The organism is Lewinella sp. JB7 (assembly GCF_024297185.1).
In the GTDB taxonomy this organism is placed as follows: domain Bacteria; phylum Bacteroidota; class Bacteroidia; order Chitinophagales; family Saprospiraceae; genus Neolewinella.
In genome coordinates, this window is sequence record NZ_JANCTD010000009.1 from 216,041 (window position 1) to 241,139 (window position 25,099).

General features: G+C 55.3%; 21 protein-coding genes and 1 pseudogene. 16 read left to right on the forward strand and 6 right to left on the reverse strand.

Annotated elements, in window-relative coordinates; genetic code table 11:
• Together nadD and htpG are read left to right on the forward strand one after the other, a co-directional pair.
• The gene (gene nadD, locus NMA52_RS16240; RefSeq protein WP_254828758.1) at positions 1-585 is read left to right on the forward strand and encodes a nicotinate (nicotinamide) nucleotide adenylyltransferase; all 585 of its coding nucleotides are present in this window, start codon (positions 1-3) and stop codon (positions 583-585) included.
• Positions 586-675: 90 nt separating this feature from the next.
• On the forward strand, positions 676-2,559 hold the full coding sequence (gene htpG, locus NMA52_RS16245) for a molecular chaperone HtpG (RefSeq protein WP_254828759.1): 1,884 nt from the start codon (positions 676-678) through the stop codon (positions 2,557-2,559).
• Positions 2,560-2,626: 67 nt separating this feature from the next.
• Here the strand turns inward: htpG and NMA52_RS16250 are convergent, their stop codons facing one another.
• A complete protein-coding gene (locus NMA52_RS16250; protein ID WP_254828760.1) occupies positions 2,627-3,235 on the reverse strand; it encodes a VOC family protein in 609 nt (202 codons plus the stop codon).
• A 67-nt stretch (positions 3,236-3,302) separates the two neighbouring features.
• On the opposite strand from NMA52_RS16250, the gene NMA52_RS16255 reads away from it, so the two are divergent.
• The 3 genes from NMA52_RS16255 to murF all read left to right on the forward strand — a co-directional run bounded on the left by NMA52_RS16255 (position 3,303) and on the right by murF (position 6,978).
• Complete coding sequence (locus NMA52_RS16255) at positions 3,303-3,902, forward strand: hypothetical protein (RefSeq protein ID WP_254828761.1); 600 nt, start codon at positions 3,303-3,305, stop codon at positions 3,900-3,902.
• Positions 3,903-4,051: 149 nt separating this feature from the next.
• A complete protein-coding gene (locus NMA52_RS16260) occupies positions 4,052-5,563 on the forward strand; it encodes an SUMF1/EgtB/PvdO family nonheme iron enzyme (RefSeq protein WP_254828762.1) in 1,512 nt (503 codons plus the stop codon).
• Positions 5,564-5,646: 83 nt separating this feature from the next.
• A complete protein-coding gene (gene murF / locus NMA52_RS16265) occupies positions 5,647-6,978 on the forward strand; it encodes a UDP-N-acetylmuramoyl-tripeptide--D-alanyl-D-alanine ligase (protein WP_254828763.1) in 1,332 nt (443 codons plus the stop codon).
• Here murF and NMA52_RS16270 read toward each other — a convergent pair.
• Positions 6,975-8,843 (reverse strand): sodium:proton antiporter, encoded by a 1,869-nt coding sequence (locus NMA52_RS16270; RefSeq protein ID WP_254828764.1) that lies wholly within the window; start codon positions 8,841-8,843, stop codon positions 6,975-6,977. The two genes, murF and NMA52_RS16270, sit on opposite strands and share 4 nt — an antisense overlap.
• 18 nt (positions 8,844-8,861) lie before the next feature.
• On the opposite strand from NMA52_RS16270, the gene NMA52_RS16275 reads away from it, so the two are divergent.
• From NMA52_RS16275 to ppgK, 3 genes are read left to right on the forward strand one after another with little or no spacing between them, the layout of a single operon-like run.
• Positions 8,862-9,218: a hypothetical protein gene (locus tag NMA52_RS16275; protein WP_254828765.1), complete on the forward strand. Its 357-nt coding sequence runs from the start codon at positions 8,862-8,864 to the stop codon at positions 9,216-9,218.
• 40 nt (positions 9,219-9,258) lie between these two features.
• Complete coding sequence (locus NMA52_RS16280) at positions 9,259-10,134, forward strand: peptidylprolyl isomerase (protein WP_254828766.1); 876 nt, start codon at positions 9,259-9,261, stop codon at positions 10,132-10,134.
• A gap of 39 nt (positions 10,135-10,173) precedes the next feature.
• Positions 10,174-10,953, forward strand: coding sequence for a polyphosphate--glucose phosphotransferase (gene ppgK / locus NMA52_RS16285; protein WP_254828767.1), 780 nt, complete (start codon positions 10,174-10,176; stop codon positions 10,951-10,953).
• Here the strand turns inward: ppgK and cysS are convergent, their stop codons facing one another.
• The 3 genes from cysS to NMA52_RS16300 all read right to left on the reverse strand — a co-directional run bounded on the left by cysS (position 10,954) and on the right by NMA52_RS16300 (position 13,789).
• A complete protein-coding gene (gene cysS / locus NMA52_RS16290) occupies positions 10,954-12,450 on the reverse strand; it encodes a cysteine--tRNA ligase (RefSeq protein WP_254828768.1) in 1,497 nt (498 codons plus the stop codon).
• A 178-nt stretch (positions 12,451-12,628) separates the two neighbouring features.
• Positions 12,629-13,231, reverse strand: a complete 603-nt coding sequence (locus tag NMA52_RS16295) for a DNA-3-methyladenine glycosylase (RefSeq protein WP_254828769.1) — start codon at positions 13,229-13,231, stop codon at positions 12,629-12,631.
• Positions 13,232-13,249: 18 nt separating this feature from the next.
• Positions 13,250-13,789 (reverse strand): flavin reductase family protein, encoded by a 540-nt coding sequence (locus tag NMA52_RS16300; RefSeq protein WP_254828770.1) that lies wholly within the window; start codon positions 13,787-13,789, stop codon positions 13,250-13,252.
• Positions 13,790-14,107: 318 nt separating this feature from the next.
• Here NMA52_RS16300 and NMA52_RS16305 point away from each other — a divergent pair, with 318 nt between their 5' ends.
• From NMA52_RS16305 to NMA52_RS16335, 7 genes and pseudogenes are all read left to right on the forward strand, one after another.
• On the forward strand, positions 14,108-14,869 hold the full coding sequence (locus NMA52_RS16305; RefSeq protein WP_254828771.1) for an MbnP family protein: 762 nt from the start codon (positions 14,108-14,110) through the stop codon (positions 14,867-14,869).
• 2 nt (positions 14,870-14,871) lie between these two features.
• Positions 14,872-15,888: a cytochrome-c peroxidase gene (locus NMA52_RS16310; protein WP_254828772.1), complete on the forward strand. Its 1,017-nt coding sequence runs from the start codon at positions 14,872-14,874 to the stop codon at positions 15,886-15,888.
• Positions 15,889-15,926: 38 nt separating this feature from the next.
• Positions 15,927-17,045 (forward strand): cytochrome-c peroxidase, encoded by a 1,119-nt coding sequence (locus NMA52_RS16315; protein WP_254828773.1) that lies wholly within the window; start codon positions 15,927-15,929, stop codon positions 17,043-17,045.
• Between the two features lie 29 nt (positions 17,046-17,074).
• Positions 17,075-17,671 (forward strand): hypothetical protein, encoded by a 597-nt coding sequence (locus NMA52_RS16320; protein WP_254828774.1) that lies wholly within the window; start codon positions 17,075-17,077, stop codon positions 17,669-17,671.
• Between the two features lie 243 nt (positions 17,672-17,914).
• Positions 17,915-19,048, forward strand: a complete 1,134-nt coding sequence (locus NMA52_RS16325; protein ID WP_254828775.1) for an Sb-PDE family phosphodiesterase — start codon at positions 17,915-17,917, stop codon at positions 19,046-19,048.
• 1,699 nt (positions 19,049-20,747) lie between these two features.
• Positions 20,748-21,593 (forward strand): hypothetical protein, encoded by an 846-nt coding sequence (locus tag NMA52_RS16330; protein ID WP_254828776.1) that lies wholly within the window; start codon positions 20,748-20,750, stop codon positions 21,591-21,593.
• A gap of 429 nt (positions 21,594-22,022) precedes the next feature.
• Positions 22,023-22,514, forward strand: a pseudogene (locus NMA52_RS16335) (DUF4240 domain-containing protein).
• Positions 22,515-22,755: 241 nt separating this feature from the next.
• On the opposite strand, the gene NMA52_RS19235 reads toward NMA52_RS16335, so the two are convergent.
• Positions 22,756-23,985, reverse strand: a complete 1,230-nt coding sequence (locus NMA52_RS19235) for an adenylate/guanylate cyclase domain-containing protein (RefSeq protein WP_371930978.1) — start codon at positions 23,983-23,985, stop codon at positions 22,756-22,758.
• A gap of 811 nt (positions 23,986-24,796) precedes the next feature.
• Between NMA52_RS19235 and NMA52_RS16345 the strand changes: the two genes are divergently transcribed.
• Positions 24,797-25,057 carry a WG repeat-containing protein gene (locus tag NMA52_RS16345; RefSeq protein WP_254828778.1) on the forward strand — a complete coding sequence of 87 codons (261 nt, stop codon included), beginning with the start codon at positions 24,797-24,799 and terminating at the stop codon, positions 25,055-25,057.
• Positions 25,058-25,099: the final 42 nt, after the last annotated feature.

The window sequence follows — 25,099 nt, forward strand, 5'->3', positions numbered from 1 at the left end:
ATGAGTAGGCGACAGATCGGGCTCTTCTTCGGTTCCTTCAATCCCGTGCACACCGGGCACATGATCCTGGCTAATTTCATGGCTACCCAGACGTCGCTGGACGAAGTATGGATCGTGGTCAGTCCCCAGAATCCCTTCAAGAAAAGGGGCAGCCTGGCCCGCGATCACGATCGTCTGCATTTGGTCGAACTAGCCATCGGCGATACTCCCGGTCTGCGCGCGAGCCGGGTGGAATTCGACCTCCCCAAACCTTCTTACACCATCGACACGCTGGCCGTACTCCGCGACCGGCACCGGGAGTACGACTTTTCGCTCATAATGGGGAGCGACAATCTTGCCTCCCTGCCAAAGTGGAAAAATGCGGACATCATCCTGCGCGACTACCACATTCACGTGTACCGGCGCCCGGAATACCCGGCCGGCGAGCTCAGCGGTCACCCCCACGTTACGGTCTACGACGCGCCGCTCATGCGCCTCTCCGCTACTTACGTCCGCAACTGCCTGCGGGAGGGCAAGAGTATTCGGTACCTCGTCCCGGAAGCCGTGGTGGCCGAACTGGAGAAGTCCGGCCTCTACCGTAGGTAAGGACACCGACATTTTGACAGTACAATACGGCTGGAACGGATGTTGACCGTTGCGGGGGTGGGACGGTGTGTTCCCGAAAAATCTACGACTATGCAGAAAGGCAATATCTCCGTACAGACGGAAAATATCTTTCCGATCATCAAAAAATTTCTTTACTCGGATCAGGAAATTTTCCTGCGGGAACTGGTTTCCAACGCCACCGACGCGACGAGTAAACTAGCCACGCTGGCCCGTAAGGGTGAAGCCAAGGGCGATTACTCCGACAAGACCATCGATATCGTGGTTGATAAGGAGGCCGGTACCCTCACCATCCGCGACCGGGGTATCGGGATGACCGAGGAGGAAGTCAAGAAATACCTCAACCAGGTAGCTTTGTCCTCCGCCCAGGAGTTTGTCGACAAATACCAGGACGATGCCTCCATCATCGGTCACTTCGGCCTCGGATTTTACTCCGCCTTTATGGTCGCTGACAAGGTAGAGGTCGTCACCAAGAGCTACCGCGAGGATGCGGCGGCGGTGCGCTGGATCTGTGAAGGTGACCCGAGCTACGAAATCGGGGAGGCCGAGCGTGATATGCAGGGGACCGATGTTATCCTGCACATTAGTGAAGACAGCAAGCAATATCTGGAAGAAGAGGAGATCGAGGCGCTGCTCATGAAGTACTGTCGCTTCCTCCCGTATCCCATCCGCTTCGGTACCAAAACGGAGACTACCTACGCGGACGTACCGGAGGTTGCCGAGGGCGAGGAGGCTCCGGAACCCGAGAAGATCGAAACGGAGGTCGATAACATCATCAACAACACCGACCCCCTCTGGAAAAAGTCGCCGGCCGACCTGACCGACGAGGACTATAAGGCATTCTACCGGGAGCTTTACCCCATGGGCGAGCCCCCGATGTTCTGGATCCACCTCAACATCGACTACCCCTTCCACCTGACGGGCATCCTCTATTTCCCGAAGGTGTCGGGCCGGATGGAACTGCAGCGCAACAAAATCCAGCTCTACAGCAACCAGGTCTACGTCACGGACAATGTCTCCGACATCGTTCCTGAGTTCCTGACCCTGCTGCACGGTGTCATCGACTCTCCGGATATCCCCCTGAACGTATCCCGCAGTTACCTCCAGGCCGATACGAACGTCAAGAAGATCACGGGCTACATCACTAAAAAGGTGGCGGAGAAGCTCAACAGCCTCTTCAAGGAGGACCGCAAGGCTTACGAAGAGAAGTGGGCCGACCTTGGGGTGTTCGTCAAGTACGGCATGGTTTCGGACGATAAGTTCTACGACCGGGCCAAGAAGTTCACCCTCCTCGAGAACACTGAAGGCAAGTTCTTTACCCTCGAAGAATACCGCGAACGGATCAAGGAGCAGCAGACCGACAAGTACGATCGTCTGGTAGCCATCTACACGGCCGACGCCGATCGCCAGCACACGCTCGTGGAGGCGGCCCGCGACCGCGGTCTCGACGTACTGAAGTTCGAGCACGCCATCGACGCGCCCACCATTCAGTCGCTGGAGCAGAAGGAGGACAAAATGACCTTCGTTCGGGTCGACTCCGCTACGCCCGACCAACTGGTGCAGAAGGATGAGGAAAAGGAGAATCTACTCAGCGACGAAGAACGCGAGACTATTTCCTCGGTATTCAGCGGCGTGGTGGATAGCACCGGCTCCGTTGAGGTTAAGCCTCTCGACGTACAGGATGCGCCGGTACAGATCGTCCGTAATGAATTCATGCGCCGCATGAAGGAAATGCAGATGATGCAGGGCATGAACGCCGATATGTTCCCCGACTCCTATCAAGTCGTCGTGAACGGCAACAACCCCCTGATTAAGGAGCGCCTACTCGATGTCGAGGACGAGGCTACCCGTACCGACAACGCCAAATATTTGTATCAGCTCGCGAAGCTGAGCCAGCAGATGCTTAGCGGTGCCGAACTGAAGGCCTTCATCGATCGGTCGCTGAAGAACATGTAAGCGGGGCGTTCCACGCGTACGTACCTACTCGCCGGCGTGTTTCCGTAAGGAGGCACGCCGGCGTTGGTTACAGGCGAAACTCTCCCGCTGGCCCGCGGAGGGTGATCTCGATCCGCTCCACTGGCGCGGATACCGCCACCGCATCCGTAGCAAGGGCGGCGAGTAAGGGCGTCAGGCTTTCCGGCGTGGGGTGGTATAGCCGCAGCTCCGTCAGGCGAAGACCCACGTCCGGGAGGGCATCGGTAGGGTGAACGGCCTGCGCGCCTCCCCAGTCGATCAGGAAGGGGAGCACCGACACGGCGGGGTGAGTGCCGGGATCGGTTAACCGCCACCGGAGGGTGTCGCCGTTCGGCAACCGCCGTTCGCCGGTTTGTATCCGGGTGTCCTTCCCGAGCAGTTTGGCCTTCGTGATGATGTCAGCTCCTGCGTTTACCGCCCACCTACTCACGGTTGGACCGTTTAGGAGATCGATGCCCATCCAGCGCGGAGGAGCGACGGTAGCGGCGGGATCGGGCGCCAGTAATTCAAGATAAGAGCGGGGTCCGAGCCGCAGGAGGCAATTGTGCGTCCCGCGATCCGGGTGGCGACCGCCGACTGATGGAGACAGGCCCAGCAGCGAAAACCGTTCGGTGGCTTCTTCCAGGTCGGGAACGCAGTAAACCAGGTGATCTAGCATTTGCCAAAGGTAAAGCCTAACTTTGCGGAGCTTTTTTCGCTGGACTACCCCGACAACCGATTTTTGTATGCGTTGCCTCCTGTATTTGTGCTTTTTTTGTCTCTGTACGTCGCTCGCCGCCCAGAAGCGGGGTAATCCGGCCCTTTCCGACGGAACTCCGCTCCAGCTGCAGTTCGATACGATGCTGGATGTGTCCAATCGCTACCGGGAGAACAATGACGAGTTTAAGGTCGTGCGTAGACTGTACCTCGATGCCTTTATGAGTAACGTAAGTGATTCGATTGCCATCTACACCCAACGAATCAGCCAACTGGAGTCGGATAAGGCACGCTTACAGGCCCAGATCGACGGCAACGCCTCCCAGGTAGCCGACCGCGACGCTACCATTGCCGAACTCAACGCCGAGCGCGATAGCGTAAGTCTGCTGGGCTTCCAACTGGCGAAGGATACCTACAGTATCATCATGTGGTCCCTGGTACTGGGGCTACTCGTGGCCTTCCTCGTGGCCCTGGCCGGAACGCGGGTAGCATCGTCCAATAATAACGAGTTGAAGCGGGAGCGCGACAAGTTGGCCGCCGAGCTCGAACAAAGTCGGAAAAGCCGCCTTACCGTAGAGCAGGACCTGCGCCGTCAGCTACAAGACGAAATCAATCGTCGTAACCGTTAGTGGCGTTTGGAGGTCCGAAAATTAAGATTTCGTACACAATAGATCGAGCGACTGATCGGTTTAACTAGCCGTGGATCGGACCACCGCGCGTGCAAGGACCGCCCGGAAGACCGCCCCGCCATAACAAATAACTGGACTACCAACGCCACATGAAGATATTGCTAAAGACGCTTCCCTACCTCTGCCTGGTGCTGCTGGTCGCGAGCTGTAACCGCAACAACGAACGATCGCGTACGACCAACTGGAAGTACAACGACGAGAAGTGGGGTGGCTACGAACGAAATGACGACTTCGACGGTCAGGAAACGCCCCCGAACATGGTGCTCATTCCGGGCGGTACGTTCGTGATGGGTTATACGGAAGAGGACGTTCCCTACGACTGGGACAACATTCCCCGCCGCGTCACAGTGGCGAGCTTCTACATGGACCAGACCGAGATCGCCAACGAAGACTATCTGCTATACCTCGACTGGACGCAGGATGTATACAGTGAGTACCCCGAAGTACTGCTGGCCGCCCTGCCCGACACATTGGTATGGCGCGACGAGCTTTCCTTCAATGAGCCCTACGTGACCGGTTACCTGCGTCACCCCGCTTACGCCCAGCACCCCGTGGTGGGTGTCTCGTGGGTACAGGCGCGGGAGTACAGCCGCTGGCGGACCGACCGCGTAAACGAGGCCATCCTCATCGATAAGGGCATTCAGGAGGAGCGACCCGACCAGAGCGGTTCCGACGTTTTCGTTACGGATGCTTACCTCGCCGGACAGTACGAAGGGGTAGAGCGTAAGGGTAAGAAGGATATGAAAACCGGCGGCACCCGCCCGGTACGTCTTGCCGACGGCATCCTACAGCCCGATTTCCGCCTGCCTACCGAAGCGGAATGGGAGTATGCCGCCCTGGCCCTGCAGGGACTGCAGGAAAACGAAAAGGACGAGAACTACACCGACCGCCGCATCTATCCCTGGAGCGGTACGAGCCTTCGCTACCAGAAGCACGACAAAAACCAGGGTAAGATGTACGCCAACTTCAAGCGCGGAGCTGGTGACTACAGTGGTATCGCCGGAAAGCCGAACGACGAGAACATGATCACCAGCAACGTCTTCGACAACTTCCCCAACGACTTCGGCCTGTACAACATGGCCGGCAACGTCAACGAGTGGGTGCTGGACCTTTACCGTCCGCTCACTACCCAGACGCTGGTCGACGTACAGAACCACGACCTGAACAGCTTCCGCGGTAACGACTTCCAGAATATCAAGCGCGATCAGGACGGCAAGGCCGTCGAAAAGGACAGCCTCGGACGTCTCATCTACGTACCCGTAGAGGATGCGGAGGTGGCCGATCGCGATAACTACAACCGTGGTCGGGTGTACGACTACCTCGACGGTGATGAGGAGAGCGGTGCGGAGTACGCTACCGATCGGTATACCCTCATCAGCGACAAGGCCCGGGTGTACAAGGGCGGCAGCTGGGCCGACCGTGCTTACTGGCTCAGCCCCGGTACCCGTCGCTTCCTGGATCAGGATCGTGGTTCGCGGACTATCGGATTCCGGTGTGCCATGGTACGGGTCGGCAACAGTGCCGGCGTGGATGAAGCCAAGGTCAACCGCTTCGGCATCAAGCCCGGTAAAACGAAGAACCGGCGACGTTCCCGTCGTTAGGATCATAGGACACTCCTAAAATGCCCCGCCCGAAATATCGGACGGGGCATTTTTAATTGACCCCCCTCCCGTAGTTTTACGCGATGAATCCTTTCGTGCGTATTCCGGATCTGTACGAGATCTACCTCCGCCATCCGGTGATCAGTATTGATAGCCGGCGGGTAAGTCAGGGCGGACTTTTCGTGGCCCTGCGCGGCGATCGCGTCGACGGAAATCACTATGCGGCCCGTGCGCTGCAACAGGGGGCGGCCTACGCGATCGTCGACGACCCGGCGGTGATACCCGATACCGGTGACGGTCGCTACCTCCTCGTAGAGAACAGTCTGCTGGCACTGCAGCAGTTGGCACGTCACCACCGTCAGGAGTTCATGATGCCCGTACTGGCCATCACCGGCAGCAACGGAAAAACGACGACCAAGGAACTGATCGCGGCGGTCATGTCACAGCAGTACGGAGTCCACGCCACGCCCGGTAACTACAACAATCACCTGGGATTACCCCTGACGATCCTGTCCATGCCCGCCGACACCGATCTACTGATCCTGGAAATGGGTGCGAACCATCGGGGCGAGATCGCAGCCCTCTGCGAGATCGGTCGACCGACCCACGGACTGGTGACGAACGTCGGCGACGCTCACCTGGAGGGTTTCGGGGGCCGGGAGGGAGTACGCAAGGGGAAGGCCGAGCTGTTCGAGTTTTTGGCCGATACCGGCGGAATCGCCTTTGTCAATACCGATGAACCTCACCTGATCGACATGGCCGGAGGCAGAGTACGGGTGATCCCCTACTTCACCAGCGCATCCCCCTCCCCGCTCGTCCAGGGGGTAGAGGTGAAAACGGAGTCCGTACATCCTAAGATCAGCGTCAGCTACCTGAGTGAGCACCGTGAACTCGTTACCTGCGTGACCCAGCTCAGCGGTATGCACAATCTGCAGAACGTGAAATCCGCCGTTGCGGTAGGAAAATACTTCAAGGTTCCGGGCGCATCCATCGCTGCCGCCCTTACCGCTTACCATCCTGAAAACCACCGCAGCCAGTGGATGGAGCACCGTAAACTGCGTTTTTACTGGGACGCGTATAATGCCAATCCGAGTAGCGTCCTCGCGGCGCTGACGGGTTTCGCGGCCGCGACTACACCCGAAGAAAGCGTGGTAGTCCTCGGAGAGATGCGGGAATTAGGGGTGGCGGGTCCGGCCGCGCACCGGGAAGTGGTGTTGCGGGCGGGGCAGGTCGCGCGGACCGTATTATTGGTGGGGGCGGAGATGAAGTCGGTTGCTGAGGAGTTTGAGCGACCGTACTTCACCAGCAGTACGGAATTAGCGGATTGGTTCTGGCGGCAGGACTGGTCCGGAAAAACGATCTTCGTGAAGGGCAGTCGGGGGAATCGTCTGGAAGCGCTGCTCGCGCAGGATTAAACTTCGATGGCGCGGGTTTCGGGCTGGTGTTCCGGGCTTTCTTGCATGACTCCCCGGGGATTGCCCAGATAGTACAGCGTATCTCCCGTCGACACCGACACCGCTGCTTCCCCCGCCGGGATGAAGGTGATGTCTCCGTGCTCCGCGCAGCGTAGGTAAAGGGGGATGGCCTTTTCTTCCCGGAGTTGCGCGAGTACCGTCGGGTAGTCGGCGGTTTCGGTCAGTTCCACGGCTTGCACTTCCCCGAAATTACGGGCGGCCCGGTTGAAGAGCAGATAGCTGGCGTAGTGTCCGAAGAGAGCTTCGTGGCCGTAGCGCTGTGCCTGAATTTCCTTGCGGGTGACCAGGCGGTAGGCTCCGCGGATGCCTTCCCGGCTACGGTAGTTGTTGAGCAAATAGAAGTTATCCTCGTCGTTGCCGGTAAGGGCGAGGATGTAGCCGATGTCCGTCAGGTCGATCTGGCTATCGAGTTCGTCGGAATTGAACTGCACCTTGATGACGTTCAGATGTACTTCCTCCGCGATATCGAATTCCGCGCGGTTGGGGGTTACGAGCGTTACGTCCCTTCCGCTCTCCTGCAGCGACAGTCCTAGCTGGCGGGCACCTTCGGAGGCCCCGAAGATCAGTACGCCACTTCCGCGGGGCAGGCTGACCCGGAGCTTACGCGCGATGTAACCGGCCAGGGTAGCGTTGAGGAGTACGGTACCCAGTACGATCAGAAAGACTAAAGGGGTGATGTACTCGGCATCCGCGATTCCTTCCTTTGCCAGTTCGATACCGAATAGGGATGCGACGCCCGCCGCCACGATGCCCCGCGGCCCGACCCAACTGATGAAGGCCTTGTCCCGCCAACTGAGGTCCGACTTCATCAAACTCCAGAACACCCCGAGGGGGCGGGCCAGAAAGACGACGACCAAAAAGACGAGGAGGCTTTCCTGGGTCAGCACCAGAGTGATCTGATCCACGGTCATGTTGGCCGAAAGCAGAATGAAAAGCAGTGAGATCAGCAGAAGGGTTAGGCTTTCTTTGAAGTCGAGAATGTCGTGCAGGAAGGGGACCTCCCGGTTGGCCAGGTAAGCGCCCATAACTACGGTGGTGAGGAGGCCACTTTCGTGGACGATAGCGTCCGAAACCAGAAAGGCGCCGACCACGAAGCCCAGGGTAACGATGTTGAGCAGGTACTTAGGCACGTAAAACCGGCTGATCAGGAAGAAGAGCAGGTGACCGATCACGAAACCCAGGCCGATGCCGACCAATCCCGCCTGGAAGAACTTTACCAGCGACTGGTACACCGTCGCCGCCGGGTCGTAGTAGGCGACGATGAAGTTGTAGAATAGTACGGCGAGGAACGCGCCCACCGGATCGATGACTATGCTTTCCCACTTCAGTACCGTCGCTACCTGTCGCTTGACGTTGATCTGCCGCATAATGGGAGTGATGACGGTAGGACCGGTGACCACGATGAGGGTGGAAAAAAGGAAGGCGATCTGCCAGTTGAGGCCCATGACGAAGTGCGCCGCAAAGCCGGCAATGATGGTCGTCGTGAAGGCGCCGTAGGTGGTCAGGCGAAAGATGCTATCGGCTAATCCCCGGATTTCCTTGAGGCGTAGGGTCAGTCCGCCCTCGAAGAGGATGAGTCCGATGGATAAAGACACGAAACTGTACAGCAGATTACCCGGGAACAAACCGGTACCCGCCTCGCTATCGAAGCGGGGGCTGAGCAGTCGGTGCCCGCTGTACCACTCCCAGCCCGGACCAATGAGTATGCCCGCTAAAATTAGGGGAAGAATTGCGGGAACCCGCAGTCGCCAGGCGATCCACTGGGCAACGACGCCAATGATGATCAGGCTTCCGATTTCGTACATGGAAGTAAATTGCCAGGGATGGGAAGTTGTTTATCCGTTGCGGGGGTTATCTTCGCCGGCCAGACCCTTACTAAAACCCAACCCGTGACCCGCCAGGAATTTGACGCTTCGCTTGCCGAAGCCGCCCCACCGCCGTCCTTCGGTCGCGAGCTCACGTCCCTCTGGTGGATCTCCCGAAACCAGTGGCAGCGCGCCCACGACCTGGTCGACAAGGCACCCGGCCCCGACGCCGCCTGGGTACATGCCTACCTGCACCGGGTGGAGGGAGACGAGGCAAATGCGGGATACTGGTACCGGCGGGCCGGTAAGCAAAAACCAGACCTCGGCCTGTCCAAGGAGCGAGATGCCCTCCTCGAGTATTTTCTGAGTAAATAAGATGCCGGGAACAAACGGCGTTTACTTCCAAACTCCTTCCATGCGCATTGTTTTTCTGCTCCTGCCCGTTTTCCTGCTTACCCACTGTGCCCGTCCAATCGCGAAATTTTCCCCGGTGGAACGGAGCGTGGCCGCGGCCGACACCGTGGCGTTCCGCAATGCGTCACAAAAGGCCGTGGCGTATCACTGGGATTTCGGTAACGGAAAAACCAGTACCGTGGCCGAGCCGGAGATGCGGTACTTCAAGTCCGGAGACTACGCGGTCGTGCTTACGGCTACGAACGAAAAAGGTAAATCCAGAACCACCACTCAAACCATCACCGTGACTCCTCCCAACGAATGCCTCGTCCGAATTGAAACCAGCCAGGGTGATATGCTCGCCCGACTGTCCGACCTCACCCCCCAGCACCAGGACAACTTCGTCAAACTGGCGGAGGAAAATTTTTACGATAGCTTGCTCTTTCACCGGGTCATCGAAGGATTCATGATCCAGGGCGGCGATCCCGACAGTAAGAACGCCGCTCCGAATGCCCGCCTCGGAAGCGGGGGACCGGGGTACCAGGTGCCCGCGGAATTCGATCCCTCGCTGGCCCACGTGAAGGGGGCTATCGCGGCGGCCCGCACCAACAACCCCCAGAAACTGAGCAGCGGCTCCCAGTTTTACATCGTGCACGGTCGGCCCGTCACCGAAGCGGAACTTAACCGGCAGGAGAGTCAAACCGGGGTCCGCTACCCCAGCGACGTGCGGGAAGCTTACCTCCAACACGGGGGTGTTCCCTTCCTGGATCAGAATTATACCGTCTTCGGTCAGGTGATCGAAGGACTGGATGTCATCGATAAGATTGCCGCAATGGCGACCGGCGCCGGCGACCGGCCCCAGGAGGATGTATCCATGAAGATTTCATTGGTGCGTTAGGAGATTCCTATCTTCACCGCCCTAGGACAATCCAGCGGAATGAAGGATACGACAATATTGGGCGTCGACGTAGGCGCAACCGGGTTTAAGGGCGGACTGGTAGATATCAAGACCGGGGCCATGCTCACCGAACGCTTTCGCTTCGATACCCCCCAGCCGGCGACTCCCTCCGCCATGGCGTACACCTTCCGTAGTCTGATCGATCACTTCGAATATTCGGGCGTCGTCGGAGTCGGATTTCCGGCCGTGGTGCACCGCAATGTGGCGGGAAGCGCCTCGAACATCGATAAGGCCTGGATCGGCACCTCCATCTCCGAGACTTTCGGCCGGATGCGTGACGTATCTATCTATGCCCTTAACGACGCGGATGCCGCCGGTATCGCTACCATGAACTTCGGCACCGGCCGCTCCCATAAGGAAGACGGTACGGTGGTAATGATCACTATCGGTACCGGGCTGGGTGGGGCTATGTTTCTCGACGGCGAACTGATCCCCAACTTCGAACTCGGACAGCTCTATCTGAAGGGGATGGACATGGTCGCCGAAAAGTGGATCTCTAACAAGGTGCGAAAGGACAATAATATGGACTGGAAGACCTTCGGAAAGCGCCTGAACAAGTACCTGAAGCACGTAAACTCCATCCTGAACCCCGATCTGATCATTCTCGGTGGCGGTGGCAGTAAGTACTACCTGGACTATAAGAAGTACCTAAAGTGCGAATGCGAGATCAAACCCGCCGAAATGCGGAACACCGCCGGTACCGTCGGCGCCGCCCTGTATGCTTACCAGCGTCACCACCGGAAAGTAGCGGCGGTGTAATTATCCGCCGATCGACCAGGTCGCGCCCTCCTTACCGTCCTTGACCACAATGCCGGCTTCGGTCAGGGCATCGCGCAATTTATCGGAAAGTGCCCAGTCCTTATCGGCCCGGGCCTGTTGACGCAGATCGAGAATGATCTGCATGGCATGGCTGAGTGCCTCTTGCTCCGCTCCCGCGCTTGCCGCCTCATTTTTAAGTCCTAACACGTCGAATAGGAGCGTACCCAATCCCTCCCGAAAGGCCGTAAGCCGTGCGGGACTCACTTCCCCCAACGACAACTGACCGCCCTGCAGCGCGTTGATGCGGGAGACGAGTTCGAACACGCGAGCCAGGGCACGGGGGGTGTTGAAGTCGTCGTCCATTTCCGCGTAGGCGGCCGCGAGACCCTCTTCGAGTTCCTTGCCGACGGTATCGTTCTGGCCACCGCCCTTTGCTTCCATTTCCTGTAGGCTACTCCAGGCGTCCAGGAGGCGGGTATATCCTTTCTTAGCGGCCTGGAGGGCTTCGTCGCTCAGATCCATCGTACTCCGGTAATGGCTCTGGAGCATGAAGAAGCGGACGACCATGGGATCGTAGCCTTCGGAGACGTGCTCGCTGTCGCCGCTGAAGAGTTGCTCGGGCGTGATGGTGTTGCCGTCCGATTTCGACATCTTCTTGCCGTTCATGAGCAGCATATTGGTGTGTATCCAGTAGCGGGCACCGGCGTGGCGGCAGGCGCCGACGTTCTGGGCGATCTCGTTCTCGTGGTGGGGAAACTTGAGGTCGTTGCCACCGCCGTGAATGTCGAACTCCTCACCGAGGTACTTGGTGCTCATGGCCGAGCATTCCAGGTGCCAGCCCGGAAAACCCTCGCCCCAGGGGCTGTTCCAGCGGAGGATATGCCCTTCGTGAGCTTTCATCCAGATGGCGAAATCGGAAGGGTTGCGCTTTTCATCCTGTGCCCGCAGTTCCCGACTTTCGGCCAGCAGCTCGTCGATGCGGCGGCCGGACAGCTCTCCGTAGCGATCGTCGTTGGCGGCGTTGTAGGCTTCCACGTCGAAATAGACCGAACCGTTTACCTCGTAGGCAAAACCGTTGCGAATAATTTCCTGCACCAGTTCGATCTGCTCGATGATGTGGCCGGTGGCCCGGGGTTCGATGCTGGGGGGCAGCGCATTGAGCGTACGCATGACGTCGTGGAACTGGTTGGCGAATTTCTGGGCGACCTCCATGGGTTCCAACTGCTCGAGGCGGGCGCCCTTACTCATGCGGTCCTCTCCGTCGTCGGTGAGGTGACCCACGTCGGTGATATTGCGGACATAGCGCACCCTGTAGCCCTTAGCCATGAGGTAGCGATATACGATATCGAAGCTTACGAACGTGCGGCAATTGCCTAGGTGGACGGGGTTGTACACCGTCGGACCGCAGACGTACAGTCCGACGTAGCCTTCGTGAAGGGGCGTGAAGGTTTCCTTTTCACGGGTAAGGCTGTTGTAGACGGTTAGATCGGTGGGCATGCGGAACGGGATTTCAGGGCGCGAAATTACGGTATTCGGGGAGGATGGGGCCGGAAGACACCGTTGGACGGTGTGACACCGTCCAACGGCTATAGCGGTCCAACGGCTATAGCGGTCCGACCGCTATAGCCGTTGGACCGGTGCCGGTGCCGGTACAGATGCGGCTCGCCCCCCGCCCTCACCCCATCTCCCACAGGTACCGACTCGCATAGCTGCGGTAGGGCCGCCAGGGTTCGGCCGCCGCGAGCATCGCGGTTACTAATGCCTTACCCTTCAGGTGGTGAAGATCGAAAAGAGCGATGAGGTTGCGGCGCACCACGAGATCATCGAGGGGAAGCAGGTCGGGGCGTTTCAGGACGAACATCAGGACCATCTCGGCGGTCCACTGGCCCACGCCACGGATCTGGGTCAGAAGCGCCAGTATCTCTTCATCGCTGAGTCGCGACCAGTCCTGATCGATCAGCTTATGTTCGAGCCAGAATTCCGCGACCCCGTGCAGGTACCCGGCCTTGGACCTGCTCATGCCCACGGCCCGCAAGTCGGTCTCGCTCAGATCGAGCACGCGCTCCGGGTGGGGGTAGCCGTCAGGAAACAGGTCGAGAAAGCGGCCGAAGATGGTACCCGCGGCCCGACCGCTCAGCTGCTGGTAGGTAATGGAGCGAAGCAGACCGAAGTAGACGTCGCCCCCGTGATCGGGGCGGGGCTTTAGCGTATGGCGCTCGATGAGGGGTGCCAGCTTGTCGTGGCGGCGTAGGTGGTCGGCAATTGCGGGATCGATCATGGACAGCCGATCCGGAAGCTAGGTTCGGGGACTTACGCCTTCGTAGTGCTTGCGGGTATCCGCCTCCGTGATGGGTTGACCGCCATTACTGCGGGCACGGACGATACGACCGACGAATAGCAGGTGATCGCCGGGGGTAGTCAGGGCATCCTCGAGTTTGCATTCCAGAGTAGCAATGCCGCAATCGAGCAGGGGAGCGCCGGTTTCGCCTTCTTCGTAAGATATACCGTTGACGGAGTGATTGCTGTAGTCGACCTCCGTTTGCTGAGCGAACTTCTGGATGAGCTGTTCATCGTCTTTGCCGAGTACGGAGAGGGAGAAGGACTGCGCCCGCTGAATCGTTTCATTGAGATCGCTGTCCTTCTGTACGGCGATCGTAATCAGCGGTGGCTCGAAGCTCGACTGCATGGCCCAACTGACGGTGGCGGCGCTGACCCAATCTTCGTCGCGGCTGGTCAAGTCTTGCCCGTCCTTACGGGTAGCGACGATGTAATAACCGTAGGAAAGTTGTTTGAGGGCTTTGTCGAGGTCTTGACGGGTGGCGGATTGGTCGGCCATAAGAATAGATAGTTTACGTGGATAATGCTTTATGTCCGGAGCGAAGCAAGTCGGTGGTGTGGTCCCGGAAGCCGGACTTATACCCGGAATCCGGTGAGCACGCGCCCGTCCCGCATCACTTCGCGCCGGGCTTATCCAACGGCCGGCTTTCCGGAGATGTTCGGGAAGCGCGGGAGCGGTGAGGGTCGGCCAAACAGCGGAGAAGGGGGAAATTGTCCGCCGCCGCGCCATCTTTTTATGACGACTTCATCCGCTTACGGGGCCTACCGCGTTACGTTGCTTCCGGGATGTCACATTGCTCCCGCGTACCCGCCGCATATGAAATATCTTCCGCTCTTTCTACTGTCGCTCTTGCTGCTCGGTTGTCAGGATGACGATGATCCGGTGACTACCCTGCCGGAGGCCGACCTTACGCTTGATTTCCGGACCGACTACGCCGGACGCCCCCTGGCGATTCAACGGGGTACTTATGCCTATCCTTCGGGGGGGCAACTGAAGGTGCTGTTGTTCCAGTTTTACGTATCGGATTTGGAAATCCTTCCCGCCGACGGAAGCGCGGCCATCCGGCTCAGCGACATCGATCTGATTCGGTGGATGTCGGCCGGTGACGACGCGACTACCAGCCGCACGTACCGGGTGCCGGAGGGGGATTACCGGGGTATCCGCTTCGGGCTGGGGGTGAAACCCGAACTGAACGCCCGCGACCCCAGCGACTTTGCGGCCGATTACGTCCTCAACGAAGCCGAATTCTGGGGGCCGACCACCCGCTACGTCTTCGCTAAGATCGAGGCCAATGCCGATCTGGAGGGCGACGGCACCTTCGATTCGGGACTGAGCTACCATTTGGGCAGCGATGCTCTGTATACGACCGTGAGTTTCAATCAGGACTTTACCGTAACGGCCGGCGCGGACCCCGGCCTTACCGTGGTGGCCGACGTGCTGCGGGCACTGTCCGGTGGTGGGGAAACCTTCGACATTCGGGATCCGCAGAAGCGTAACGTGCACGGCGGCAATCAGGAAGTAGGGCGGAACATCTGGGAGCGACTTTCCCGGCAGTTCCGGCTGGAAATCGGGGAGTAAGCTTGCGGTGGCTGCTCTATACGCTCGTGCTGCTCGGTGTAGCTTGCCGGGAGGTGGAAGAGCCGCCCCCCTACGCCGCTATACTTTACCCCGCCGGTAATCCCTCTACCGAAGCGGGCATAGCGCTGGGGCGAAAGCTGTTCTTCGATCCGGTGCTGTCGGCCGACGGTTCCGTGAGCTGTGCATCCTGCCACCAGCCCGCGCGCGCCTTTTCGGACGGACGTCCGGTGAGCGTGGGCACGGCGGGCCGGGCAGGTACGCGTAACACCCCCGGACTGACGAACGTCGGCTACTTCCACCAAGCCCTGTTCTGGGACGGCCGGGCCGAAAATCTGGAGGCCCAGGCACTGCATCCGGTCGGGACCGCCCACGAGATGGGGGGAAGCTGGCCGGAAGTGATTGAAAAACTGCGGGCTCGACCGGACTACGTGGCAGCCTTTCGTGCCGCCTTCGGAAAAGTGATGCCGGATTCGACCCTCGTAGGTCGGGCCCTGGCGCAATTTCAGCGTACGCTCGTCTCGACCGACAGCAAGTATGACCGGGTGCGGCGGGGGGAGGAAGAATATACGCCGGAGGAGGCCCGGGGGCACGCGATCTTCTTTGACTTTGGCGACGATCCCAGCTGGGCCTACGCAAACTTTCCGAAGGGGGAGTGCGCGCACTGCCACACGCCGCCGCACTTCACCAACCAGCGTTTCGAGAATAACGGACTGGACGAAGCCGTGGACCTGGCGGCCTTCGTTGATCCGGGGCGGGGGAACGTCAGTGGCCAGGTATACGATAATGGTCGGTTCCGTAATCCCTCCTTGCGTAACGTGGCGCTGACCGCGCCCTACATGCACGACGGGCGTTTCCGTAGTCTGGAAGAAGTGATCGACCACTACGACTCCGGGGGGCGGTACGCGGAAAACCGGAGTCCGAACGTTCACCCCCTACACTTGAGTACCGGAGATAAAGCGGCTTTGGTCGCCTTCCTGCATACCCTGACCGACACCTCCTCTGTTAGTAAAGTGCGGTGACGACGCGATCCACTGGCCACAACATCTTTGCCTATCCTATGCTCCGTACCTGCTACTTTATCGGTCTACTGGGACTCTTTGCGGCCATAGGCTGTGGGGAGGAAGTGGGCGGAGACCCCCCCGTAGTGGATAGTGGAGCGATCCAGGGCCCCAGTGCGCCCACCCCCTACGCGCTGGAGGTGCCGGACTACTTCCCGGCGCCCGTAGTAGATCCCGACAACCCCCTGACGGAAGAAGGTATCGAGCTGGGCCGGCACATCTTCTACGATAAGGAGATTCTGAGCTCCGACGGATCGATGTCCTGCGCCAGTTGCCACCGGCAGGAACTGGCCTTTACCGACGGACTGAACCGCTCCGTCGGCATCCGTCAACTCGAGGGAGGGCGTAGCGCGATGTCGCTGGTGAACCTGGCCTTTAACCCGAACGGCTTCAACTGGGACGGCAGTTCGACCCGGCTGTGGGAGCAGGCTATCCACCCGGTGGAGGATATGTTGGAACTCGACAACGACTGGGAGGAAGTACTGCGCAAGTTGCGCACCCACGACGACTACCCCGCCCGTTTTCGCGCTGCCTTCGGGGTCGATAACCGGTCGGAAATTACCCGTGAGCTTACCGTTAAGGCCATTGCCCAGTTCGAGCGCACCATCATTTCCGCGGATAGTAAATACGACCGGGTCGTGTACCGGAATACCGACTTCTTCACCGAAGCCGAGCAGCTGGGAGCCGACAGCCTATTCTTCGTCGAGAACGTGCCGCCGGGGACGCTGCATCCCGGTTGCGGCCACTGTCACAACGCCCCGGGTTTCGGGGACAACCGCTTCCGGAATAACGGTATTGAAGACGTGGCCTCCCTCGACGACTTCGTGGACAAGGGGCTCGGCGGAGTCACGGGCAGCCGCTTCGATAATGGCAAATTTCGCACCCCTACCCTGCGCAACATCGCCCTCACCGCACCCTATATGCACGACGGGCGCTTCAAGACGCTAGAGGAGGTACTGGATCACTACGCCGGCGGCGGCCACGATCTGGAGAACGAAGATCCCAACATTACGGGCTTTCCGCTGACGGAGCGCCAGAAGGCGGCTTTACTGGCCTTCCTGGGCACCCTGACCGATGAGTCGCTGCTCACCGACGAACGCTTCTCCGCGCCCCGCTAAAGAGAATAGTTTCCCACTTATCTTTGGGTATGCAGGCGCTTCATTATCCCCTCACCCTCACCTTCAGGATCACCACGCTGGCCAACGACTTTACGGCTACCGATGCCGGTGGTCGGGTCGTCGCCTACGTCCGCCAGAAGATGTTGCGGCTGAAGGAAGACATCCAGATCTACAGCGACGAGCGGCGTTCGCAGGTCCTTTATAACATTAACGCGGACCGGTGGATCGACTGGTCGGCCGCCTACCAATTTACGGATGCACGCGGTACGCCCTTTGGTAAGGTGGCACGTAAGGGCTGGCGGTCCGTCTGGCGGGCGGAGTACGAAATCATCGACCAGCACGATCGCCCCCAGTACCGCATCCGGGAAGAAAACGGGTGGGTGAAGGTAATGGACAGTCTGCTCGGCCAGATTCCCGGGGTAGGCCTGCTTAGCGGATACGTCTTCAACCCCTCCTACCTCGTCACCGACCACCGGGATCGCGAAATTGCCCGTCTGACGAAGGAGCCCTCGTTTTTTGGCCGCCGGTTCCGGATCGACAAACTCGGCCGCACCGAAACGGACGACGATAATCGTATTCTACTGGGTTTGATGATGATGATCCTGCTGGAGCGGCGGCGGGGGTAAGCTGACCGCGACGCCAGTTTTAATCGGTGACGGTTGGATGGTTCGGGGTACGGTTCGTGAGCTCCGCCGCGGTACGAAGCGGCGGGAACGCAGGAGCTGTAGGATACGGGCCAAGAGCAGTAGTTCTGGGTAATTCCTCCGGAGGATTTGACCATTTTTCCGATGTATCGGTCTGGTGGGAACAATACCTGTAATATGAATGGCTGTGCCGATAAACGTACATTGCGCCAAACACGCTGGTATATGCTTCGCTTCGCTTCGGTACTTCTATTTGTTCTGTTTGCAACGTCCCTAATAGCGCAACAGGGTCACGGTCACGGGCACAATCACACGGGTGACCGGGCCATCCGTTTTCCGGATACCGAGGCGTACCTCACGCTGGTGTGCGACTTTCACCAGCATACCGTATTCAGCGACGGCAGCGTGTGGCCGGACGTTCGCATCCAGGAATCGCTGCGGGACAGCGTCGATGCCATCGCGATGACCGAGCACCTGGAATATCAGCCCCACGCCGACGATATTCCCCACCCCGACCGGAACCGCAGCAACGTGCTGGCCGAGGAATACGCCCGGCCTTACGATATGATCGTCATACCCGGTGCGGAGATTACCCGTGATCTGCCACCGGGCCACGTAAACGCCATTTTTATCGAAGACGCCAACAAGCTGTTGGGGGGCGATAGCCTGGCCGTATTCGCCGAGGCTCACCGGCAGGGCGCCTTTACCTTCTGGAACCACCCCAACTGGGTAGCGCAGCGGCCGGACGGCGTAGCACGGCTCACCCCGTTTCACCGCGACCTGATCGAACGGGGGTGGTTGCACGGCATTGAGGTCGTCAACGACCTGACGATTAGTAAGGAAGCGTTGCAGATTGCCCTGGATCACGATCTGGCCATCATGGGCACGTCGGACATTCACGGCCTGATCGATTACCAGTTCGAGATCGGCGAGGGCGGTCACCGACCGGTAACCCTGGTGCTGACGGAGGAGCGCAGTGCCGCCGCGATCCGTCGGGCCCTGGATGCCCGGCGAACCGTAGCGTGGTTCGAGAATACCCTGGTGGGTAAGGAAGCGAACGTGCGGGCGGTGGTGGCGGCTAGCGTGAGCGTTGCGCGCGCTTACTACCGGGGCCCGTCTTCCATCGCCGATGTCGTGATTCGTAACGATAGCGATGCCGACTACCTGGTCGAGAACCTGAGCGGCTATTCCCTGCAGACCGATCTGGGTATTCTGCGTTTCCCTCCGCATTCGGAAACGGTGGTGTCCGTTATGACCGACGAGCAGCTACCGTCGTTCGATTTGCGTCTGCGCTTCCTGAATGCCGTGACGGCGCCGGAGGAGCGGCTGGAAATGACCCTGCCGGTAGTAGTGGAGTAGATGTCGGGGGCGCACGTTGATGTATTGATTAAGACGCATACTTGCCCTTTGACCGGGCGTACGGTTCCTAGACGCAGGGCACCAACCACGCGAATAGCCTGTACCTTCTCGGATACCACTTACCCCACTAGTGGTGGTTAGGGGATGATCTATATAACGAGCGCAGATGTTACAGATACTTTACGATGAGCGCTTCGCATCGGCGGGAGGGGACCTGAACGGGACAAAAATCGGTGGGTGGGAGACGGGTCGTCGGTTCGAACCGTGAAAATGGTAGTATTAGTGACAGGATAAGGAGAGGGTTAGGCAAGTCCGGGCCGTCGGGCACCGTTTGATTAGCGGGACCGAACTGCGTGTTTCCAACTGCCAGATGGCGTGTACACGTCAATTGCCGCAATCACGTCAACTGCCACAACTCCGTCAATTATGTGGTTTGGGTTATGTTGGAGTTGGCTGATATCCATAACCCCGCAGAACAAGCAGTAGGAAAAAAGAAGTTGACCAGCCACGGATCGGGTAGAGTTTACCGGATATGACACAACATTTAGGCCCATTTGTCTAGAAAATCATCATGCAAAAGGATTTTTAAATATTTAGCTATAGAAAAGGCATACTTAATTCAACTCCTCCAGATGAAATCTAATCAATTCATTTTATTGATGACAGTCTCGATGTCCATATTTATATCATGCTATAAAAACGAACGTGGGATGAACTCGCCGATAAAAGTAGAATATTTGCAATATGTGTCGGATACCTCAAATGTCTCCAGTGTGGACCCAGGAAATGATATCTCTAAAAGCTACATGACTAACCGATATGCAGTTTACACGCCAGCAAATAGTAACTTAATTGATTTATTACCCTTTCTAGATTCGATAATGTGCGCACTTTACTCGAAGAATCTGAAAAACTACGCACTAGCCAGCTATTCATTTTTGCAGAGGACAGAAATTACGAATAACCAAAATTTGGGTAAAAGTAGAAGGCAGTACGAGGATTATTCGGAGCAACATGATCTCATCATCACATATGATTGGGAATATGGTATTCTTCAAGGCCGCCATGTACACCCCGAAGGGAGCACGTTTCCCATAGAAAGCACATGGTACAAATGGGAATACGATTGTAATAAACTAACAAATGATCAAGGTAAATAGTGCTCCGCTCGGTTGCTTATAAAAAAACACTGCCCATAATTCGTCCGCACCGATCTATAACTTGCAAAGAGAAACAGTCTACCCCAGTTCGGAAAGCTACCGCGTAGAAACAGCCCGCACTACAAAGAATAAAAGAAAAGGACATCAGCCAACACTGCGCCATCGTCAAGCCGGCGGTGGTGCTTTTAGGTTTCGAAGAATCTTTAGAAAGCCATCCCAACGCTAATCACGGTCCGGATTACTGGCTAATGGTAGCCGGCCTGCGCTGGCGCCCCCGCTGGATGAATCGTCGTACGCGAAAAGCTAATATTAGCCCAACAGCATCACAATGTTAGCTACAACGAGGCAGTTCCTTGGATACGAAAAAAATTTCATAACTACCATGAATTCTATCCTGGCACAATGCAGAGAATTACTGAGACAGTTTATAGGTTGGAATAATTTCACTTCAGGAAATGAGAAACCTATAGATACCCGTCTAAAATGGTTAATCTATGACTCGGACGACAAAAGTATTAATTGTATTACTCATCGTATATGTGAACACACTATATGGTGGTACGCACAATAGTCCACAGGACCCTGATGTGTTGATTTACAATGGCGACACCGTTAGTATTTATAATTTAGTCATAGATGATGTGGTCCAAGAGTTAAGGCACGATCAGGGTAAGTTGTTTGATCTCAGTTTTCGATCTGGTGCAAGATTCAGTTGTTGGAGAGGCTATCAAGCTATATACGAAATAGCGGAGGAGAAAATGTTCTTAAACGCAGTAGTTGCGTGTGGTGCAGCCACTCAGTTTTTACAAGGCGACACAACAGTATTTTTAGACAGTTTGTATACTGACATCATAGAATATCAGAATGGAAGGTGGATAAAGTCTGCAAACACTACGATTACTATTGGAAATAGCAGTAATTTAGTACGTTGGGATGGTGTCTTTGATAGAGTATTTCAGTCCGAAAAGATAATTCGAATAAAGAACGGAAGAGTTATAGAGTCTGTTGACGTCATAAACTATATTGATGATCCAGATCGACTAAACAGAGGGCTCGGCGATACTATACATCAAATTTTATTTGAGCGTATTATAAGACTCGATTGGGTTGAGCTTAGTGACCTTGAATGCGCAGACGGAGATACCTATGTGGTAACTATTGATTCACGCGGCAGGGTCAAGGCAATATCTTTTGCCGACTACGAAACCAATGAACTCGATGACTACTGGGAAAACAAGATGTATAAGAAGTGCTTTACCCATCTAAAAAAAGCTCTTAAAGAACTGCGATTCGACGAAGTATACTGGCATGGTCAGCGATTCGATGATCGCATATATTTGACACTGTGGTATGAAGGTGGCAAACTTGAGAACTGGTCGGATTAAAATAATTGAATGAACACCGCGCCCATCGTCAATCGGAGCTGAGGGAGGGGGGTAAAGCTCCCGCTGGTCAGTTTCGGTCCATACCGACGCGCCGCCCCCACTCGTTGATTGTAGAGTCTATTCCTTCGTATTATTGAAGCCCCATCTGCAGTGGCGCACTGTCTGTTGCACGTAAAGCCGCCGTTAGGGAGGCTGACAATAACATCACCCCGAACTCTGAGAAGGTATAGTCCAGACTTAAAACATCGGAATTGTGCTAGGTTGGTAAAGTGCAATGAGGATTACTATTAAACCTACGGTTAAACTGTGAAAATTCAACAAGACATGTGGATATTTCGTAAACTATTCAGCAAAAAGAAAGGGCTAGTAAAGAGTCAAATCCATAATCAAAAAGAGGTACAAGACTCTATTGAACTTATGGATGAAGATATGTTTTGGAATATTATTGGCACCACTCTTTCTACAAGTAACGGAGATCATGTGAAGCAGCAGAATGATCTACAGAATGAGCTTCTGCAATTAGAAGCGATTGACATTTTGAAATTTGATAATAGGTTTCGGAGCTATAGAGGTGCTGCATACAACTGAGATTTGTGGGCAGCCGCTTATATCATTCAAGATGGATGTTCTGATGATACCTTTTCGGATTTTCGCGGGTGGTTAATAGGTCAGGGTAAGCAGCGATATTTTGAAGCTTTATCTGATCCAGAAACACTAATCACCTTTGATCATGATATAACAAATGCGGATTGGGAAGGGCTTAGCTATATTCCAACGATCGCTTACGAGAAAAAGACTGGACAACCTATGCCTCCCGGTATAGCGGAGAATCAAGTGATTAGTGGAGTTGAGTGGACAGAAGACGAAAATGATCTTAAAATTAGACTACCTGCAGTCTGGAAAAAATGGCAAACTACATAAAGGGGATACTAATGGTGCAGCCATTCGATTACGATTTTGCTCAATAGTTAGTGTTTAGGGCTATAAATAATGAGAATATAAAATTATATTTTTTCATATAGGATACGGCAAAAAGCTGTCATCGTGTTTTGAAATCGGCTGGCTTCGTCCTGTTTGAAACCTTACAACAGCTTAATTTCTTACGCATACGGTGTGCGACCACTTAGTGAGGATAATCGTTGTCCACATTGCCAGCTACGGTTTACTTTACAAAGTACATTTCCATTGCTCCTTTCCCCTTAGCGTGAATTTTGCCTCTGTATTTGCAATCGAAGTTATTTTTAACAAGTTGATACGTTAGTCCTGAAATATTTATTTCGCCAGGTTCCCCTGAGGACTCCATCCTACTTGCCGTGTTAATGGTATCGCCAAAGAGGTCATATCTGAATTTCTTCTTTCCCACTACTCCCGCCACAATGGGTCCGGAATGTATCCCGACTCTCATTCTCCACTTTATATCGTGGTTCGAATTTCTTTCTTCGAGGTAGTGAATCATCTCTCGTGCGGCTGTGATGCAATTAATAGCGTTTTCTTCAGTAATTCCTTCCCCAAGGCCACACGCAGCCAAATACGCATCACCAATTGTTTCAATTTTTTCTACCCCTGCCTCTTCAACGATTTCATCGAAGCGTCCGAAGATCTCATTAAGTTCGTTGACTAAAGTGATCTCCGAAATGGATGCTACTAACTCCGTAAAACCTTCGAAATCAGTAAATAAAATAGTCACATTGCCGTACTTTCGGGGAATTGTCCTACCGGTTTCTTTTAGATCCTTCGCTACATTTACCGGAAGAATGTTATGTAGAAGGTCGTCTGTTTTTTTCTGTTCGACCATTAGAGATTCCTCCGATCTGTCAATTAGTACAGACATACTCCAAATAAGTGCAAGGCAAATCAACCCAGTTATACTGATATTGACTACTTGTAATAAATAGGGATCTACTTTGTCATAATAAGCGTTAATGCTTGATTGAAGTAATACAATGAAAATCAACGTAAAACAAGCCATTATACTAAACCCATGGGCTAACTTCCTTGCCTTGCGGGGGAAAGTCATATAGGGCAGGATAATTATTAAAAAGCAAATGAACGCGACACCAGACGAGTATCCCAACAAAAAAAGAAATAAGAGAACCGATACGTACGAGGTCACAGTAAGCCATACGGTGGCCAAAATCCTCCGACCATTATGATTGAAGATTAACACAAGTAGAAACATCAATCCCAATAATGCATTGCTTCCGTAAATTAGCGGAGAGTCAGTGATACTAAATGTTATAAGCATCCAAATTGCATTATACATTGCACCTAAAATAGACGCTATATTCGTTACTTGTAAGTACCTGATGTCAGTGATAGAAAAGTTTTCATAAGCACCAATGCCAACCATTCTTTGAAAGAATTGAGATTCGTTTTTATCAGCAACTGACATTTTCGTTCTCTTTACTTTAGATTATCGATTGCCGCTCAATTGGAGCTAACGTGATTAACTGCGTGACCTGGGTAAATACGCAATGCGTATACTTAATTAAGTTAGCGTAAAATGAAAACTTAGCAAAAAATGATTTAAGCGGCGAACACCGCGCACAGCGTCAACCGGGGACTGAGGGAGTATTGGATAATTTGGTTTAGGAAGACCTTAGTCCAGAAACACCACCGTCCCACGCCGTCCAGTACCTAGATTGGTAGCTACCGCCCGATTAGTCTGGAGCGAAGCAAAGAGGCTTGTTGGTTCGGGCCACGCAGTTCTGAACTGCTATCTACGGGTAAGCGGATGATTCGGGAGGAGCCGTGTCGGCGGGGCAGGAAGTACCGTCCGTATACAGCGTTGCCGCAGGCGTAAATTCAGGTAATGTGCTCGGAAAGCCGATATGCCTCAGAATAGGTATTGCGGAACTCGCCGTGGACAGCCCGTTGGCGTAGGGCTTAGCCCGATGATTTAGCGACTGGCGGCCGACCAAGCAGATTAGAGAAACTGTGCGACTCCACGGCGGTGGTTCTGGGGAGCGGGTACAGGTTAAAGAATACGATGAAAGGGTGTTTGCGTTACAGCCTATGGTGAAATCATTCGGGGTCGTGCTCGCACCCGTTTCGATAACTCTCTCAGCTACGGCGGAGGGTACCTAATTATATGATTACCTTGCCGTCCGCGCAATCCGGGTAGGGGGTCATACTAAATGCGGTAATCGTATTTAGGGAAGTGATCAGGCTTGGGATGCCGGTATTCTGTTTTATCACATCCAATGCACGTAGATCCGCTAATGAGAATATTTATCTACTTACTAATATTGCTCGGGCCGACCTCCCTGGCCGGGCAATCCGTTGAGATCAAGGAGAAGAAAGGGGAAAAATATTTCGTGGTGAAGCGAGATGTTATTGCTGGGCCATTTGTCGTGATCAACAAGGTTTACGCAACTTCACAATACATCGTAAAAGACGCAAAGTGGGGTATTGTAAATGAGCAAGGAAGAGAGGTAGTTCCGGCCAGGTACGATTCAATATAACATGCTGCGGGAAATTACTACGTAGTAAAGGCAAAAGATAGA